Here is a 16,037-nt window from a genome sequence, read left to right on the forward strand (position 1 = left end):
AATGGTCTATTTTGGTATAGGAGATAGAACATTGGATATATCCACGGAGGGAGGAGTCTACGTGAGTAATCGGGTTTTAACCTATGGAAATATTCAAGTGACACCTTACAAATTCACGCATTTGCAATCACTAAAAGTGGTTAAAAAGATGAACGAACACGCGAAGGTAACGATCACGGGCATTATTCCAGATGAGCTGAAAGACAGCTATGTGAATCTAACAAATGAACAAACGCATATCAAAGTAGCTTTGACGGACGAGAAGGGGCAGCCGAAGCCATGGTTTCAAGGCATCGTGACGAATGTAAACATCCAATCTGTCAGGGGGATTTATTACCTAACAGTGAAGGCTGTTTCACATAGCTACTTATTGGATGTCAAACCGAGAACACGCTCATTCCAAAATCCAGCGATGACTTATGCGGCGCTAGTCAAAATGGTGCTGTCCACATATGGGAAAGCCGATTATATTGATTCGGTCACGAACGGTAAGGCGATCAATACGTTTGTGATGCAATATGAAGAAACCGACTGGCAGTTTCTCAAGCGGATGGCCTCGCGATTCTATACGGGCTTGGTGCCTGCAACGGCTTTTGAGCTACCCAAATTTTATTTCGGTCTGCCCAAAGGGAAGGACAAAGGCAAGCTAGAGGTCGAGCATTATACGGTACAAAAGAGGGTGGGGGAATATCAGAGCGCTTCGGAAAACCGAGTGCCAGGAATTGATGATCAAGATTTTACGGTATATGAAGTGGAAAGCCCGCAGATCCTCGAAGTCGGTGATGAAGTGAGCTTCAAGTCCAAGAAGCTTGTCGTCGGAGAAGCCGTCACTGAAATGAAGGAAGGAATACTAACGCATACCTACAAGCTCTTTCCACATAAGGGACTCTCGCGCAAGAAAATGTATAACAACGCGATCATTGGTGCCTCTATCCAAGGGCGCGTTCTTCAGATCCAAAAAGATAATATCAGAGCCAAACTAGACATGGATGATCAACAGGATCAGAGTACCGCTTACTGGTTCCCTTATTCGACGATCTATACGTCCGAGAACAATACAGGTTGGTATGTCATGCCGGAAATAGGTGACCAGATACGAATCTACTTCCCGAGCAAAAAGGAAGAGGACGGTATTGCCATCAGTTCGGTGCTCCGAGATAACCCAGATGCCAAATCTCCGGCTCCCCAAAAGTCCTCCGCTCCAAGTAGCCCAAGACCGAGCGCGGGCGCGGGTCCCGATCGGATGAAAGATCCGGCTGTGAAGACCTTCCGTACGAAATACGGCAAGGAGATCATGCTGGCGCCAGATAAGATCGTGATATCAGCAGGCGGTATGTCTATCACAATCAGCGATAATACCGGAATTGAGATCGTGAGTGATAAAAATGTGAGCATTAGTGCTAGTAAAGAGGCATATCTGATCGGGCAAACGCTACGCGTCAAAGCCGATAAGATCGAGCTGATTGGAAAAGGAAACACCATTTCATTAAATGAAAAGATCGAGATCAAGGGAACAGAGATAAAAATGAACTAATGGGAGGAACACACGGTCATGATGAAAGAAGAAGCACTCCAGCATCTGCACGACCAGGTGTTTTTGCCTGCTTTGGCAGAACGAGTGGCGGCAGTCCAGCTATTTTTCCATCAACATCAAGCCCAGCTCGTCGATGAGTTTGTGGAGTCGTTTCGACAGATCGCAAATCGGATCAAAGTCATGCAGGATCGTGAGGAATTAGCACCTGTTGGATTTATTCATTACTCCATGCTGAGGACATCTATTATGGAAGGTACATATACCTACCTCGTCGAGGCATATACAGATCAATGGTATTGGGAACCTGTCGAATGCTATGCCAGATACGACGCCAATTGGGCCTTTCAAGAGATTTCATCGTTGATTCGTCTTCTAGATGAGCAACGTAAAAAGTACATCGGTGTTCTACACACAGCGGATGTGGAGCATATGGTATGGAAGCGCTTGGATTGTTTTAGTCAAATGGTTACGGATCTGATCCGGATAGCGATTCAAGAAGCTACAAAACTCCCAGAGTATTCGGAGATAAATAAGGCGAAATGCTTGCGCATCAGAGTCGGGGAGTTTAAAGACTTTAGCGAAGATGTGCATATCGATGATGGTTCCACACGAGATCAAATCAAGGGGGCGGGATGACTTGAGAGATTACTACCAACTCATGGATGACAGTCGAATCGCTCAAAAGGTGAAGCCGCAGGGGCTACGAAAGGAAGACGGCTTCGAACAGCTCCCGCCTATCTCGATTTTAGATGTCGCTGAACATAGCTTCAATGAGTATACAGACTGGCTGGAAAAGCCTGTACCTATGATGTCACAACAAATGAAATCGATTATCGAGAAATACAATCCGAGAATTCAGTGGAAATGTGTCCATTTGATAGACAAGAGATCTGGCTCACAAAACGTGTACTGGGTCATGCAAATACCTACCTTGGATTGTCTTTCACAGGATAGCGAGTTTTATCTAAATGGAACCGTAAAGAGACTTGTGTTAGACCACGAAAAGGTCAAGGCGCATCATTTTTTTGCCATTGAAGGAATTTTGGAGCCGTATATCGTGGTGAGTCTTGATGCAGCAGAAAGCTTACTGCGCAGAAGCTATACGGGGTTCGTTTTACAAAAAGTAGAGCAGGTGCAACGGAGGGAGTAATGACCGTCTACTGGGATGAGAAGATCTTGGATGCCTGGAATGACATCCAGAAACGACGTGAAATCAAGGAAGTAGAAGAGAAGATGGCACAAATGTCACCTGAAGAATGGCTGGCAGGAGTGCAGCTTGGTGTCATTAAGTACGAAGGGCAAACGATTTATTGTGAAGAGAAGCTATTTTTCGACGAGCAGATGGCGATTCATCTCCCAACGTCTATGTGGCTGATTCCTAGAGGGATCGAATCAAAAGGAAATACAACTCACCATCACGATCAGATGACTTACAAAAATGAAAAAGGCACAGTCATGTTTGGTCTGACACATATGACGTACCACATACAGATGTACGATGTAGAGCAATTTTTGAGTACAATGACGATTCAGTTTAAAAAAAAGCAAGCGGGCTTGCAAGTCGTACATAACGAAGTGATTGAGCTCAGTGAAGTGAAGGTGGCGAGTAGCGAATTCGTCATACCGCTAAAGAACGGGAAGTATTATCAAATCTTGTTTGTTACTGCATTAGAGGAGAGGTTGCTGCTCGGTAGCTTCCATTTCACAGCTGACGAAGTGATTGTATGGCAGCCATTAGCTAGAGCCTTGATTCGAACGATGCGACTGGTATGAGTTATTGCAATGTTATGTAACGAAAGGGGAGTAGGGAGATGCTTTTGTCTTTGCTTCAACTTCTGGCTCCGAAGGCACACGGTGAGTATTCCTATGTTGTACGTGGGGCAACGGTAAAATGCAGTGAGGGAACAGACACCAGCTATTTAAATTTGCCGCAATGCCACGGAGTATACGCACGTGGTAAACCAGTCATGAATATTGCCGATAACGTTGTCGATGCCAATATCGGATGTTTTGGTATTTGCAGGGACACAGGAACCGTATGTAGACCGATGATCGCTAACAAGTGGACGGATGGAAAGCACGATGTACTGGTCAAAAACGAGCCAGCATTACTCAGTAAGTCGGAGCTGATTTGTACTGTCAAAGGGATTATTACGATTGAAAAGGATGGGCAGGATTGATGTGATTGAAGGAGAGGGGTTTATGCAGGGAACTGATGGAGTCATGACCTACCAGGATATACAGATTGTCTGGTCCTATGGAACGATTCGACTTGATCGGTTGGAATTTGTCCATCAAACTGGCGAACATGCAAGATTACACTTTACAGGTATTGTCCCCGAAGAAAAAGAAGATGAGATTATACATAGAGCAAGCAGCCACGACGTAATTGAGCTGTGTCAGAAGGTAGGAAAGCAGAAGAAGTCGATATTTATCGGACGACTACATCATGTGGAGATCAAGGTTGTCCGTGATGTCCACTATGTGACGGTGGAAGCTGTATCGCATACCTATGCCATGGATGTGGGCGTGAAGATGTGTTCTTTTCAAGACGAGAGCCGATTGTACTCAAGTATCGTAGATGAGCTCGTGTCGAAGTATCCTGGTGGAGATATGATCGATAATGCCTTCGATGATCTCAAACAGGGCAAATACATCATGCAGTACGAAGAGACGGACTGGGTATTTTTAAAACGAATTGCCTCTCACGTAGGGGCTGTCCTCGTACCAGATGTGAGTGCGAATAAGGTGCGCTTCTGGGTCGGTCTACCAGAGGGAAGAAAGCAGATCAAGCTGAAAGACAGGCCATACGAGGTTAACCAGTCCATCGCACCATATAGAACCTACACGTTTGGATACGACGATGTTTTAGAGCTTGGGGATGAAGTGTTGCGAGAGGGGCAGACCTACGCTATTACCAAGCGAATAGCAAGCATGGTAGATGGTCTATTCAGGTGGACGTATGTTTGCGCAACTCGCAAAAGTGTGAAACAAGCGAAGATCTATAACAAAGCCATCATCGGTGCCGCTATCGACGGGAAAATTATTCAAATCGGAAGAAACCAAGTTAAAATCCATCTCGATATCGATAAAACGCAAGATAAGAGCAAGGCACAGTGGTTCCCGTATGGGGCGGAAGGCAACCAAATCCTATACCTCATGCCGGAGATCGGCTCTAAAGTAAAATTGTATTTCCCAGGTGCCGATGAGGACGATGCGATGGTCATCAACTCTGTCCGTCATGCGCCACAGGGAAGCTTTGTCGAGAAGAACGATAAGCGAATGGTGGACCCGGGAGTCAAATCGTTTGGCATCCCACAAGGAAAAGAATTCACTATGGGAGACACCGAACTGAGGATGACCGCCAAAGAAGGTGCGTTGGAAATTTCTCTGAGTAGCCTCTGGGGTGCGAGTCTGAACAGTAACACGAATGTAAACATTCACGCGTCAGGAGAGCTGAATGTAAATGGTGCCGCTGTCTACATGGTGGGTTCGGGAGGGATGTACCTCGATACAGCTACGGATACGATCGCTTTAGTAGAAGAGAACGACACGAGCAGCGATCAGATTCTTCTGGATGCGGAGAAGAGTCATTCGTTTCTACCTATCTTGAGTCCGTTTGAACAAGATATTAAGAGTCTAGGCTGGCAGCGCGCGGTAGATAAACGACTCGCAGATCACGATGCGGCGGAAGCCAAAGGGGAAGGTGAAGTCGTTGAAGAGACCCTGTCGTCGCTATGGAACTTTGCCGTAGATGTTGTCGATGTAGCCTACACGGGAGTACAATTGTTAGCGAGTGATGAGGGTGAGAAGGTCACCAACATTAGGGGAACTAAGGTTAAGTCGTTAACCGAGGGGAACAACTTAGCAAAAGAAACAGAACAAAAAGCTACGAGTGCGGCAAACTATGTAGGAGAAGTGTTTCAGGGCGAGAAGTCGTTACCTGAAATCTGGGGGGATATACAAGCGGCTGGTACAAAAGTCGGTGAGAGCGCCATGCAGGACTACGTTATTCCGGTCGGGATGAATTGGCTACACCGCTTCGAAGACAAGTATGGAGGTAAAGAAGCAAAGCTAAAAAGAACACTGGAGCAAAGCTACCAACGAGGTAGGAATACGGGAAGAGTAGATGTCATAGGTGCTGAGGTAATCGCGAGTGGACTGTCAGGTGGAATGGGTGGAGCCGCTATGAAGACAGTAACTACAGCAGCCAAACGGACGCCAGATGGACCAAATAGGGATCGCACGCCAGATGGTAACGGCAGAGATGGAAGCGACGGAAATGGAACTCCATTATTCGGGCTTTTTGACTCTATTAAAAAAGATATGCAAACGCTGGATGGGAAGTTCAAAACAAAGGCGAAGACTGTTGAAGATGCGTTGAAAGATATGCAAGAGATGATTAATAGTCTTTTAGCTGGTATGCAAGGATTTTCCAAGCTGGTTCCCGATACAGGTAGGCCGATGTTCTATTCGAGGGACGGGAATGGTGGTGGCGGGCATAACAATCATACTGGGAATAATAAGCGAGATAATGAGGGGACGGGTAATGTACCACCAATTAAACCTATTGAACCGAGAGGAGAGCCTATAAAATTTGAACCACTTATTAAGCAAGAAAAAATTGCTCAACAGACATACGATAGGTTAAGAAGAACAGGTCTAGATATGAATGAACTTGAACTGTTCTCCAAAAACACAGGACTTAGTTTGGAAGAAGCTATTGAATTGAAGAAACATCTGTTTTTAACTGAGCATGTTAATTTACCGGATACTATTACTGGAAAATATTATTATACGGGTTATTTTCATCCGGATATGCATATTGCTTATGGGTGGGAAAAGGCACTTCAAGGGGAATTATCGCCTGCAGGAAAAGCATGGTTTAGACAATTAGCAGACCATGAACTAGCGGAAAGTAAAATGATGCAAGAAGGAATGCCATATCGTAAAATTGAATCATGGAATCCTAAAGAAGGATTAACTGGAAAACCACCTAACGAGGGAGCTCATGATCTAGCACCTCTTCCACCAAAAGACTTCCCAGATTTTAAAGCGGATGAGACTATTTTATAATTCTATAAGTAAATTTATTTTAGGAGGACGCTTAGTTGAATCAGATGTTTGAAGATGCTAGAACCATTATAAGAAACATTAATTGGGAAAATGAAGAACCTAACAAACCTTCACACGGAATATTAATATATGAGTTTTTAAGGAGAGGTTCTCAATTTTATGACTTTATAGATCACGAACCTAACAAGAGACTGGCAGTTTTTAGTGCTGCAGATATGTGCGGTATAAAATTGCCAATTGAAATATATGAATACTGCGATGAATTAAACGAAATTAAGGATGAGTGGTTAGTCAAATCAGCTTGCAAAAGTTATTTGGAATGGGCATATTTATCTGGTGAGAACGAATCCGTAGCACTTAAATTCCAAGGACTATATGTTCCTATTATCAAGCTGTTCAGTAGAGGAGGGAGGATAAGATACCATAATGGAGAGTTAACCTATGGAAGGGCTGCACGTTCTCGAATTATTTCTGTAGAAATGAGCACGGTTGAACCAGAGGATATTAGTGAAAAAACTTTGGATAAACTCGACACAAATTGGAATGAGACAATACCGAAATAATTATTAAAAATAGGCTTCAGTCAAACAACTTTCAGTTCGAAAGCTATATCATATAAGTACATTCAACAACGCCACAATGCGAGCTAGACGCCCGTATTGTGGTTTCTTTATTATCTGCCGCTATTGCTATACAGTACAAACAAATGGCGGCTCTCCCCAAAAGACCCCACCCGGTGGAGAATGAATCCATCATTCTACCAATTACAGACTTAACGCATGTAATACCCGTACACAGATTTCTTCATTTTACTTGTACGCACATGAAGCTTTAATTTTATACCCTATTTAACGTAATAGCATTACATCGAACAGGTCGATTATGGTCAGATACCACCATGATTGACCTGTTTTTTGTTAGCTTCGTTTTCTCGCAGTTTTTTGAAATCAATCGCAACTGTAAAGAACGTCGCCCTGATAGAGAGGATGAGAAACTAACCAATCGCACCTTTAAGGATGTGTAGCACGACAATTAATAGTAGTGGGGGCTAAATCGAAAATATTTTTGATTTTATCAGCAACAGAATGGCATGTTATCGCGATTGTTACAGTGGAGAAATGAATCTGGTGACGACCAGTTGACATATAACAGGTAAGGTAACGTGTAGGCTAGCCACCTTCCTAACTTCATAGCCGCCATGCAGCGGCATAAAACTATGAGAAGGATGGTAATGAAAATGAGTAACTTCTGGTTGATTAAGAATAATCAAGCCGCAAATGAGTACATGGACAAGGTGAGCCAAGAGAGTCAGTTTACGTCACAACATAAGGGGTTTACCAAAGTGCCGCATAAAATTCATCGGTGCTACGGCTTAACACAATATGAAAAGCTGATTCTGATTGACCTGATCGCGTATATGAGCGACAAAAGTCAATGCTATCCGACCATCGAAATGATGGCTAGAAACATCGGATGCAGTTCAAAGTCAGTAGAACGCCATATCAAGGAATTGGCAGACAAGAAGATGATTCTAGTCAGTCAGGGTAAGAATAACACCTATTCCCTTTCGAATTATCTGCATTGCCACCCATATCTGTTAATGTCGGAAAAGACCCATGAGGTTATCGGAAGCGTACGGAAGCAAGTAAACGAGCGAGAGTTGACGCTTTGGATTCAGGGCATGGTCAAGCGTGACGAATACAAGTCGTATATTGACCAACTTCAAAGACTCAATGAAAGAAGACTGCCCATTGACAAATTCGCTGAGAAGGAGATTCTGGAAAGCTATGCTCAGTTCCTGAAAGCTGAGATGACCAAACGCTTTCCGTCCGATGTGAACGGGTAAAAATGATGAGTCTGTCATTTCAGCAGACTCTCTGTCCTAATAACCGTCAAATAGTCTGTTGAAGGATGCAAAAAGGGTGCTGTAGACAATGTGTCCACGATTTAGACATAGAGTCGGTTTAGAAGGACAGGGAGTCTGGATGATAGACATAAAGTCTGTTATGAAGCGTCAGATAGTCTCACTAATAATAATCATAAACAATACTCAATAAAGAAGAACCAATAGAAGAATCAATGAAAGAAGAATCAGCAGACGCCGTGCGGCGGTCTGCGTTTTCGGGGGAGATTCTTGATTCTTGGAGGGGATTGGTAAAAGCGGCGGATAACTCTTTTGCGGATACTTTATTCAAGAATCAAAGAAAGAGTTCCGCCGCCGCCCTTCTCCGTCCTGCCCTGTCGGGCGGCTCTCTTAATGGCTCTGAGAACACACATAAGACTTTTACAAAGATGGGGGTGTGTCTGCCGATAACGTGGTTCTACGAGCCTATAGTCGGCAATAAGGGGTGCGGCAATGTGCTACTCATCTTCCATAACGATAAGGTCATGAAGTTCGATGTCGAGTGTCTTACATATGACTTCAAACGTGCTGAGATGGACTCTATCGACTTCATTTGAGCATAGATGACTGATTGTATTTGGTCTTAATCCCGTAAGTCTGGCTAGTTCGCGTTGGGACATGTTTCTTTCAGCCAGTATTTCCTTGAGTTTCACGATAATAGGCATAGCCAACCTTCTTTCCGAACAACAACCTCTTTCTATTATACGTATACGGATTGGGTGGGTCTAATAAAAGTGATTGATTGTATCGCTTAGTAGATATATAATTTGTTTGTATCTATTAGGCGTTACATTAATCTCAATTACTGTTACGGAGGGGGGAGATAACATGAATCACTTAATCCATAGACTGGAACAGTTGCAGATGAGAGAAGCTGTTGTTCATGAGAAATTGAAAACCTGTATCACTTATCAATCTGCTATCTTGGACTTTACCATTCGGGAAGGGTTTCGTTGTCAGCGTACAGCCATAGAGGATATTGTATTAGCCGTTAATCGTATTGAGATGGATTTACGTACGGAATGTTGTCAACTCAAGTTAGAACTGGCGTTAATTACGAGTGAGATGCAGTTTACTGAGGGAGCGACAACATGAAGAACGTCATCGGTTACGTAAGAGTCTCGACTAGCGGACAAGCCAAAGATGGCTACAGTTTAGCGTACCAAAAGGATGAAATCCGCTCCTATTGTCAGGAGCAAGGATGGAACTTGATGAACATATATGTTGACGAAGGTATCAGTGGGGCGAAGGTTAACGAGGATGCTCTTGAAGTAGACAGAATGGGCTTCCAGAGCATGTTAGCCTCTCTAGCCAGTAAAACCATTGATGCAGTTGTCGTCCTCCATACAAGCCGTTTATGGCGGTCTGACATTGTGAAGGTTCTGGTTCACAGAGAATTTAAAAAATACGGGGTGGACGTTCGGAGCATCGAACAACCCACCTACAGCATTTACAAGAAAGACCCGAATGACTTCCTGATTAACGGCTTGATGGAGTTGCTAGACGCTTACCAACGTCTTGAAATCGCTATGAAGTTAAGTCGAGGAAGGAGCAAGAAAGCCCAACAGGGCGGCTATGCAGGTGGTAGAGCTACATTCGGATACAAAGCCAAGAAAGGGCAGAAGTGTATCCAAGTAGACGAGAGACACGCCGAGACCGTTCGTAGAGTATTTGAAATCAAGGAACAGCATCCTGCTTGGTCATTAACCCAAATAGCTGAAACCTTGAACCAAGAAGGCTATACAACTGGGCAAGGCAGATTGTTTACAAAAGTACAAGTTAAACGAATCTTAGACAAACGTGATTTTTATAGCGGTACATATTGCTATGGAGATATACAAGCAGTTGGCTTGCATGAAGCCATTCTGTAACAGGAACTGAATGGAGAGGCTTGCGTCCCATTGCGGCTCGAAAGAGTAACGCTCGAACTGAGGTTGCCCCCATTCTATTCCTAATCATCAAAGAATTTGTATACAGGGGTGATTCCTTTTATGCACTACAAGCAAAAGCATATATATGTCGGACTAGATTTACATAAAGCCCACCATACAGCCGTCATTATCGACTGTTGGAATACAAAACTGGATGAAATCCAAATTGAAAACAAGCCAAACAGTTTCGATGATTTGATGAAGTGGGTCAAGAAGCATTGCAAAAAAGGAATGACTCCTGTCTATGGATTGGAAGACACGGGCGGCAACGGTAGAGCACTCGCCGTTCATCTTGTTGAGAAAAAACAAATCGTCAAGGAAGTCAACTCTGCCCTTTCCTACAATGAGCGTAAGAGCTATGCCACCACACAAAAGAGCGACAGTTGGGATGCGTATTGTATCGCCAAAGTTTTGCTCTCCAGACTGGATGAACTGCCAGAAGCAAATCCACAGGATATTTACTGGACAATCGGGCAACTGGTGGCAAGACGTAAAGCATTGGTCAAACATGCCAGTTCATTGAAAAATCAATTGCACCAACAACTAAGCTACCACTTTCCGTCCTATAAAAAGTTCTTTTGTGACATTGACGGGAAAGCCGCTCTTGCCTTTTGGGAAGAATACCCTGCACCACATCACTTGGAGTCGGTGGGGGAAGAGGAACTGGCAACCTATCTTCGCAAAGCTAGCCATAACACCTGTTCTACCCGTAAAGCAGAAGGAATTCTGGAATTGGTAAAGAAGGATGGGGAGACAAAGCGAAACTACCAAGAATCCAGAGACTTCCTCATTGTGAACATGGTACAGGACATGAAACGAAGCAGAGAACTGATTAAAGAAACAGAAGCTCAACTTCGACAGGTCATGCCTCAACTAGATTACAAATTAGAGTCGATGGATGGCATTGATGTCGTAACCGCTTCTCAACTGGTGGCGGAAATCGGTGATATTAACCGCTTCTCAAAAGCGGATAAATTAGCACGTTTTGCAGGAATTGCTCCTGTTCGCTTTAGTTCGGGCGGCAAGGGCAAAGACCAAGCAAGCGGACAAGGAAATCGAGTGCTGAACAGCATCTTTCACAACCTAGCAGTCCAACAAATCCAAGTAGCCAAAGGAAGCAACAAGAAACAGCGTAATCCCCTCATGCACGAGTTTTATCAGCGGAAGCTAGCAGAAGGCAAGACAAAGAAACAAGCCCTCATATGCGTGATGAGAAGGCTTGTAAACATCATCTACAGCATGATGAAGAACAAAACGGAATACAGGGCGGCTACTCCCCTAACGGAACGCCAAGCAGGATAGGATGATAGAATGGTGGTAATTGGTAAACCGATTGCCACCTTCTTTATTCCCAAGTTTAAGATTACAACTTAGGGGACGGGTAATGTTCCTGAATCAATACCTACCCTTAAAAAGGTTGATTGGAATGAATACAAGCGTGTAGATGATTATAAACCCACATTTATGGATGAATTTCAAGAAAAAGAATATAAAGCTGCATCAAAGGATTATGATGATATTAGAAGTGTTGGTATGACTGATATTGAGCAGGTTGCAAAAAATACTGGTATGACAATAGAAGAAATTAGGGCTATGAAACAACACATGTTTTTTGATACACATAACATCCCTTTAGATAATCAAAGTTATAGAGTTGGCCACTTTACTCCTGATTTAGAAGTTGGGTTTATATGGAAAGAAGCGCAAAAAGGTGAGCTGGATCCAAAACAAAAAAAGTGGTTTCAAGAGTTAGCTAAACATGAATTAACTGAAAGTGAAAAAATGAAACAAGGCTACCCATATAAAAATCCTGGTTCGTATCAAAAAGATAGTGATGATTTTGGTTCAGATCCTCCTGGTGCACATGATGTAGCTTCTGATCAACCTTCATTTGAACTCCCTGGAGCATATGACTATTATTCGAAAAAAGTTTTTGGGCAATAAAAATAGAGAAGATGGAGCGAAATAATTGATGGAAAATTTTAATCAGGCAATTAAGCGTATTTCTGCAATAGATTGGAGTTGTATTGGAAACAAGCAAGCAAGATCACATGTTCATTTGAGTAAAGAATACTTAAGAAGAGCATCAATATTTTTCCAATATTATCCTGGTCCTTGTAGGTATCCTTTTATTATCATTTCAAATTCGATAACTAAGTCACAAGTGAGTGTTGATGAATTACAAATACTAAAGGAGATTGACAATAGTTATGTTAGAGAAATTGCTACCAGTTATTTAGAGTTAAACGCACTCATTGATGAAGGAAATCAAATTGCTATTGATAATAAAGATTTGTTTGAGCCAGCAATAAAGCTATATGAAAGAGGTGGCCATTTCTTTATAAGGGCAGGTTATTTGAATGTAGCTGGTGCTACTGATCTTCTTTCGCTTGCAAATCGAGTTGAAAGGGAACCACTAGATATTAGTGATGAAACCTTGGATGCGCTAGATAATGGTTGTGCCGAGTAAACTATTGTTACTTTTTTCAATATTGAGTGGGCTGCCTAGTGGCGATTTAAACCAACATTCGGGTCTGTCAAAAGTTTTGTGTAAATCCGTTTACAACTCCAACAACAAGATCGTACAATACAACCAACAAACCAAACACTAAACAATACAAACACTTGATAAACTTTCAAAAGCTCTTTCCAACTTGTTTTTATGAGTAGGAATGAGCTTTTTTTGCATGTTCAAAATCAAAGGAGGATGAAACGAATGGCAAAACGTGAACAGGTAGCGACAGCAGAGGGAACAGGATTAATTGCACAGGCACAAGCAGAGTATGAAGCGATTAGAGCACAAATCGTGGAGCATTACCAGCAAGCCAGAGAGTTAAGAAACCAAGAAGATAAGCTGGAACAGTCAGGACGAACCGACGCACAGGTGATGACAGAAGTAAATCAGTTGCTTGACCAAGCAAAAAAATTGACCTCATTAGCAGATCAACTAGACGCTCATGAGAGGTTAGAAGCGATTCGCAACATGAATGAACTTGAAATTGAAGCATGTGTACTAAAGGAAAAGAGTGCCTATAACGAAAATATGTTGTCTCAACAACAAACAGAGCTTGAAAAAGTGAAAGAAGAAGCCGCAGCAATGATACGACGAGCAGAAGAAGAAATGAAGGAAACAGCAAGATGCCTGGCTGTTCAAACGGAACGGTTAGCTGAACTGGAGGGATAAGCCAATGATGTCATTGAGTCCGAAAGCATCAGAAGCTCGTCGGGAATATAGAAGACAGTATGAGCGTGAGTATAGGCGCAAATGGCGGCAGAAGCCGGAGAACCGTTTGAAAGCGAAAGAGTACGAGCGCAGATATTGGGAACGCAAGGCAATGAAGTCTAAAGAATAACGTATGCAGCCCAACGCTCTTAGGCAGCAAGCCAATTCAAGTGTACAAGCAAGGACATTTTACTGCAGCAGGTACGAAACCACGAGGTATTTCGGACTTCCACATCAGCGCAAAACAAACGGATACTGCCGTATTTACGACAAAAGGCTGGAACTATGGGAAAAGCAAAAGATTATGCTTGACCACGAGTTGAGCCGCATTGAGATTGTCTACAAACCTGATAAGAAAATACTGCTGACTGATATGCACGGACATCCACCAGAGCAGAACAAACAATATTTTGCGGCAGTTGTGCCAGACTGGAGCGAACTCCCTAGAAGAAGGACAGAACAGATTTGCAACATGAGGGACGGAGTGGATATGTATGATCGCCGTATACGAACAGGGGTAAAAGAAACCCTTGCCGCCCAGTATCAATTAGATTTCAACTGGTTAGCAAGGGAACAATGGGAATCGCTAGTTGAAGTACCATGTGGGGTATTGCTGGGGGCAGCATAAACCGCAGATTCAACAGCGATTGGTGTAACGATTTCGTATATACAGTATACGACCTTCTCGCAGAGGAAAACGACAGGAAACATACAGGGTTGTGCAGATTTTGGAAATTATCGTATACTACGCATCACTGTTTACCCGTTGTGTAGGGATTGTCGAAAAATATTTTTGCAAGGTACTTAAAAATCATTGAAGTTTCAATATATGTAGGTATAGAGACGTTGAACGATTAGAAAATGGATTGGCTGGCGTCCCGTTGCGGGTCACTTGTTGACTAACGCTTGAGCTGAGGTTGCCGACATTTTTTTACCTTTCAACGTACTTCATAGACAGAGGTGATGCCTTGCATGCACTACAAACAGAAGCATATTTACATTGGAGTTGACCTGCACAAGAAAACTCATACGGCGGTGGTGATCAACTGCTGGAACGAAAAACTGGGGGAAGTGACGTTTGAGAACAAGCCGTCCGCTTTTGAAGAACTGACCACGTATGTCAAGCAATTAAAGAAGCGAGGCATGACCCCTGTGTATGGGCTGGAAGATGTGGGCGGGTACGGCAGGGCATTAGCGGTGTACCTGCTGGAAAACAAACAGAAGGTGAAGGAGGTCAACTCCGCACTGTCGTATGCCGAGCGCCAAAGTTACCCGACCACACAGAAAAGCGATAGCTGGGATGCGGAGTGTGTAGCAAAAATCCTGTTAAACAAGTTGGACATTTTGCCCGACGCAAACCCGCAAGACGTATACTGGACGATTGGTCAACTGGTGACGAGAAGGAATGGCTTGGTAAAGGGATTGATCTCCCTTAAAAACCAATTGCACATGCAACTCAGTTACCATTACCCCAGTTACAAAAAGTTCTTTAGCGACATCGACGGCAAATGTGCGCTAGCGTTTTGGGAGAAGTACCCTGCCCCACACGTACTGAACGGTGTCTCGGTAGAAGAATTTGCGAAGTTTTTACGGAAATCAAGTAGCAATGCGTGTTCGACAAGGAAGGCAGAAGCAATATTGGCACTTGTACAAGCAGATGGTGATACAACGAGAAGCTATCAGGAACAACGAGACTTTCTAATCAAGAGCCATGTGCGGGACATACAGTTCAACAAGAAGGAAATTGAGTATGTAGAAGACGAACTGCAAGGTATGATGAAACGGCTAGACTACCAACTAGAAACGATGCCAGGCATAGATTTGGTAACGGCATCTTCTCTAGTGGCAGAAATAGGCGACATTAACCGTTTTGCCAGCGCAGATAAACTGGCACGTTTTGCAGGGATAGCCCCTGTCAATTTCAGTTCCGGCGGCAAAGGTACGAACCAAAAAAGCAGACAGGGTAATCGGATACTGCATGGTTTGTTTTACAACCTAGCTGTCCAGCAAGTGCAAGTTTCAAAAGGGAGCAAAAAGCCACGCAATCCGCTCTTTTACGAATACTTCAACCGCAAGAAAGAAGAAGGCAAAACACCAACGCAAGCCTTGGTATGTGTCATGCGGCGGTTAGTCAACATCATCTACGGCATGATGAAGCACAAAACAGCGTTCCGTCTCCCTGAACAAGCAGAAAAACAAGCAAGCTGACAGGTGGTATTGCTAGTACATCTAGCAACCACCGTTCCTTTTTAATAGTTTAGCTTTACAACATAGGGGACGGGTGAAGCTCCAAAAAGATATGGTGCCCCCCCTAAAGAACAAACAAAATTTAAGATTGAAGTAGCTGCTGAAAAGAAAGCCGAAGAAATA

Annotated in this window: 19 protein-coding genes; 18 read left to right on the forward strand and 1 reads right to left on the reverse strand. The window is 43.4% G+C overall.

Annotated elements, in window-relative coordinates; translation table 11 throughout:
- Positions 1 to 61 precede the first annotated feature (61 nt).
- The 9 genes from ODZ53_RS21960 to ODZ53_RS22000 all read left to right on the forward strand — a co-directional run bounded on the left by ODZ53_RS21960 (position 62) and on the right by ODZ53_RS22000 (position 9,070).
- Positions 62 to 1,534 (forward strand): contractile injection system protein, VgrG/Pvc8 family, encoded by a 1,473-nt coding sequence (locus ODZ53_RS21960; RefSeq protein WP_372680022.1) that lies wholly within the window; start codon positions 62 to 64, stop codon positions 1,532 to 1,534.
- 18 nt (positions 1,535 to 1,552) lie between these two features.
- Positions 1,553 to 2,170, forward strand: coding sequence for a hypothetical protein (locus ODZ53_RS21965; RefSeq protein WP_372680024.1), 618 nt, complete (start codon positions 1,553 to 1,555; stop codon positions 2,168 to 2,170).
- Position 2,171: 1 nt separating this feature from the next.
- The gene (locus ODZ53_RS21970) at positions 2,172 to 2,684 is read left to right on the forward strand and encodes an imm11 family protein (RefSeq protein ID WP_372680026.1); all 513 of its coding nucleotides are present in this window, start codon (positions 2,172 to 2,174) and stop codon (positions 2,682 to 2,684) included.
- Positions 2,684 to 3,307 carry a hypothetical protein gene (locus ODZ53_RS21975; RefSeq protein ID WP_372680028.1) on the forward strand — a complete coding sequence of 208 codons (624 nt, stop codon included), beginning with the start codon at positions 2,684 to 2,686 and terminating at the stop codon, positions 3,305 to 3,307. The genes ODZ53_RS21970 and ODZ53_RS21975 overlap by 1 nt, the downstream gene beginning before the upstream one ends.
- Positions 3,308 to 3,345: 38 nt before the next feature.
- Positions 3,346 to 3,714: a DUF4280 domain-containing protein gene (locus ODZ53_RS21980; protein ID WP_372680030.1), complete on the forward strand. Its 369-nt coding sequence runs from the start codon at positions 3,346 to 3,348 to the stop codon at positions 3,712 to 3,714.
- A gap of 22 nt (positions 3,715 to 3,736) precedes the next feature.
- Positions 3,737 to 6,610 (forward strand): late control protein, encoded by a 2,874-nt coding sequence (locus ODZ53_RS21985; RefSeq protein ID WP_372680032.1) that lies wholly within the window; start codon positions 3,737 to 3,739, stop codon positions 6,608 to 6,610.
- A gap of 35 nt (positions 6,611 to 6,645) precedes the next feature.
- Positions 6,646 to 7,173, forward strand: a complete 528-nt coding sequence (locus ODZ53_RS21990) for a hypothetical protein (RefSeq protein ID WP_237900162.1) — start codon at positions 6,646 to 6,648, stop codon at positions 7,171 to 7,173.
- A 674-nt stretch (positions 7,174 to 7,847) separates the two neighbouring features.
- Positions 7,848 to 8,456 (forward strand): helix-turn-helix domain-containing protein, encoded by a 609-nt coding sequence (locus ODZ53_RS21995; protein WP_054977423.1) that lies wholly within the window; start codon positions 7,848 to 7,850, stop codon positions 8,454 to 8,456.
- Between the two features lie 233 nt (positions 8,457 to 8,689).
- Positions 8,690 to 9,070: a hypothetical protein gene (locus tag ODZ53_RS22000; protein WP_372680091.1), complete on the forward strand. Its 381-nt coding sequence runs from the start codon at positions 8,690 to 8,692 to the stop codon at positions 9,068 to 9,070.
- Here the strand turns inward: ODZ53_RS22000 and ODZ53_RS22005 are convergent.
- Positions 8,972 to 9,178, reverse strand: coding sequence for a helix-turn-helix domain-containing protein (locus ODZ53_RS22005; protein ID WP_054977408.1), 207 nt, complete (start codon positions 9,176 to 9,178; stop codon positions 8,972 to 8,974). The genes ODZ53_RS22000 and ODZ53_RS22005 overlap by 99 nt on opposite strands.
- Positions 9,179 to 9,341: 163 nt before the next feature.
- Here ODZ53_RS22005 and ODZ53_RS22010 point away from each other — a divergent pair, with 163 nt between their 5' ends.
- The 9 genes from ODZ53_RS22010 (at position 9,342) to ODZ53_RS22050 (ending at position 15,875) form a co-directional block, all read left to right on the forward strand.
- Positions 9,342 to 9,608: a hypothetical protein gene (locus ODZ53_RS22010; protein ID WP_372680035.1), complete on the forward strand. Its 267-nt coding sequence runs from the start codon at positions 9,342 to 9,344 to the stop codon at positions 9,606 to 9,608.
- Positions 9,605 to 10,384 (forward strand): recombinase family protein, encoded by a 780-nt coding sequence (locus tag ODZ53_RS22015; RefSeq protein ID WP_372680037.1) that lies wholly within the window; start codon positions 9,605 to 9,607, stop codon positions 10,382 to 10,384. Before ODZ53_RS22010 ends, ODZ53_RS22015 begins: the two co-directional genes overlap by 4 nt.
- 120 nt (positions 10,385 to 10,504) lie before the next feature.
- The gene (locus tag ODZ53_RS22020; protein ID WP_372680039.1) at positions 10,505 to 11,746 is read left to right on the forward strand and encodes an IS110 family RNA-guided transposase; all 1,242 of its coding nucleotides are present in this window, start codon (positions 10,505 to 10,507) and stop codon (positions 11,744 to 11,746) included.
- 162 nt (positions 11,747 to 11,908) lie between these two features.
- Positions 11,909 to 12,388 (forward strand): hypothetical protein, encoded by a 480-nt coding sequence (locus ODZ53_RS22025; RefSeq protein WP_372680041.1) that lies wholly within the window; start codon positions 11,909 to 11,911, stop codon positions 12,386 to 12,388.
- A 28-nt stretch (positions 12,389 to 12,416) separates the two neighbouring features.
- Positions 12,417 to 12,914 carry a hypothetical protein gene (locus ODZ53_RS22030; protein WP_372680043.1) on the forward strand — a complete coding sequence of 166 codons (498 nt, stop codon included), beginning with the start codon at positions 12,417 to 12,419 and terminating at the stop codon, positions 12,912 to 12,914.
- 246 nt (positions 12,915 to 13,160) lie between these two features.
- Positions 13,161 to 13,628 (forward strand): hypothetical protein, encoded by a 468-nt coding sequence (locus ODZ53_RS22035; RefSeq protein WP_372680045.1) that lies wholly within the window; start codon positions 13,161 to 13,163, stop codon positions 13,626 to 13,628.
- A 4-nt stretch (positions 13,629 to 13,632) separates the two neighbouring features.
- Entirely contained in the window at positions 13,633 to 13,797 is a 165-nt protein-coding gene (locus ODZ53_RS22040) for a hypothetical protein (protein ID WP_372680047.1), read from the forward strand.
- Positions 13,798 to 13,971: 174 nt separating this feature from the next.
- Entirely contained in the window at positions 13,972 to 14,295 is a 324-nt protein-coding gene (locus tag ODZ53_RS22045) for a hypothetical protein (RefSeq protein ID WP_372680049.1), read from the forward strand.
- Positions 14,296 to 14,639: 344 nt separating this feature from the next.
- On the forward strand, positions 14,640 to 15,875 hold the full coding sequence (locus ODZ53_RS22050; RefSeq protein WP_372680051.1) for an IS110 family RNA-guided transposase: 1,236 nt from the start codon (positions 14,640 to 14,642) through the stop codon (positions 15,873 to 15,875).
- The last annotated feature ends 162 nt before the right edge of the window (positions 15,876 to 16,037 follow it).

The organism is Brevibacillus sp. BD137 (assembly GCF_041644655.1).
GTDB classification, from domain to species: Bacteria; Bacillota; Bacilli; order Brevibacillales; family Brevibacillaceae; genus Brevibacillus; species Brevibacillus brevis_D.

What these genes read in the sequence shown, in the direction of transcription:
- ODZ53_RS21965 (WP_372680024.1), top strand. Translation starts at nt 1,553, where the DNA reads ATGATGAAAGAAGAAGCACTCCAGCATCTGCACGACCAGGTGTTTTTG.
- ODZ53_RS21975 (WP_372680028.1), top strand. Translation starts at nt 2,684, where the DNA reads ATGACCGTCTACTGGGATGAGAAGATCTTGGATGCCTGGAATGACATC.
- ODZ53_RS21980 (WP_372680030.1), top strand. Translation starts at nt 3,346, where the DNA reads ATGCTTTTGTCTTTGCTTCAACTTCTGGCTCCGAAGGCACACGGTGAG.
- ODZ53_RS21985 (WP_372680032.1), top strand. Translation starts at nt 3,737, where the DNA reads ATGCAGGGAACTGATGGAGTCATGACCTACCAGGATATACAGATTGTC.
- ODZ53_RS21995 (WP_054977423.1), top strand. Translation starts at nt 7,848, where the DNA reads ATGAGTAACTTCTGGTTGATTAAGAATAATCAAGCCGCAAATGAGTAC.
- ODZ53_RS22000 (WP_372680091.1), top strand. Translation starts at nt 8,690, where the DNA reads ATGAAAGAAGAATCAGCAGACGCCGTGCGGCGGTCTGCGTTTTCGGGG.
- ODZ53_RS22005 (WP_054977408.1), bottom strand. Translation starts at nt 9,178, where the DNA reads ATGCCTATTATCGTGAAACTCAAGGAAATACTGGCTGAAAGAAACATG.
- ODZ53_RS22010 (WP_372680035.1), top strand. Translation starts at nt 9,342, where the DNA reads ATGAATCACTTAATCCATAGACTGGAACAGTTGCAGATGAGAGAAGCT.
- ODZ53_RS22015 (WP_372680037.1), top strand. Translation starts at nt 9,605, where the DNA reads ATGAAGAACGTCATCGGTTACGTAAGAGTCTCGACTAGCGGACAAGCC.
- ODZ53_RS22020 (WP_372680039.1), top strand. Translation starts at nt 10,505, where the DNA reads ATGCACTACAAGCAAAAGCATATATATGTCGGACTAGATTTACATAAA.
- ODZ53_RS22025 (WP_372680041.1), top strand. Translation starts at nt 11,909, where the DNA reads ATGGATGAATTTCAAGAAAAAGAATATAAAGCTGCATCAAAGGATTAT.
- ODZ53_RS22030 (WP_372680043.1), top strand. Translation starts at nt 12,417, where the DNA reads ATGGAAAATTTTAATCAGGCAATTAAGCGTATTTCTGCAATAGATTGG.
- ODZ53_RS22035 (WP_372680045.1), top strand. Translation starts at nt 13,161, where the DNA reads ATGGCAAAACGTGAACAGGTAGCGACAGCAGAGGGAACAGGATTAATT.
- ODZ53_RS22040 (WP_372680047.1), top strand. Translation starts at nt 13,633, where the DNA reads ATGATGTCATTGAGTCCGAAAGCATCAGAAGCTCGTCGGGAATATAGA.
- ODZ53_RS22045 (WP_372680049.1), top strand. Translation starts at nt 13,972, where the DNA reads ATGCTTGACCACGAGTTGAGCCGCATTGAGATTGTCTACAAACCTGAT.
- ODZ53_RS22050 (WP_372680051.1), top strand. Translation starts at nt 14,640, where the DNA reads ATGCACTACAAACAGAAGCATATTTACATTGGAGTTGACCTGCACAAG.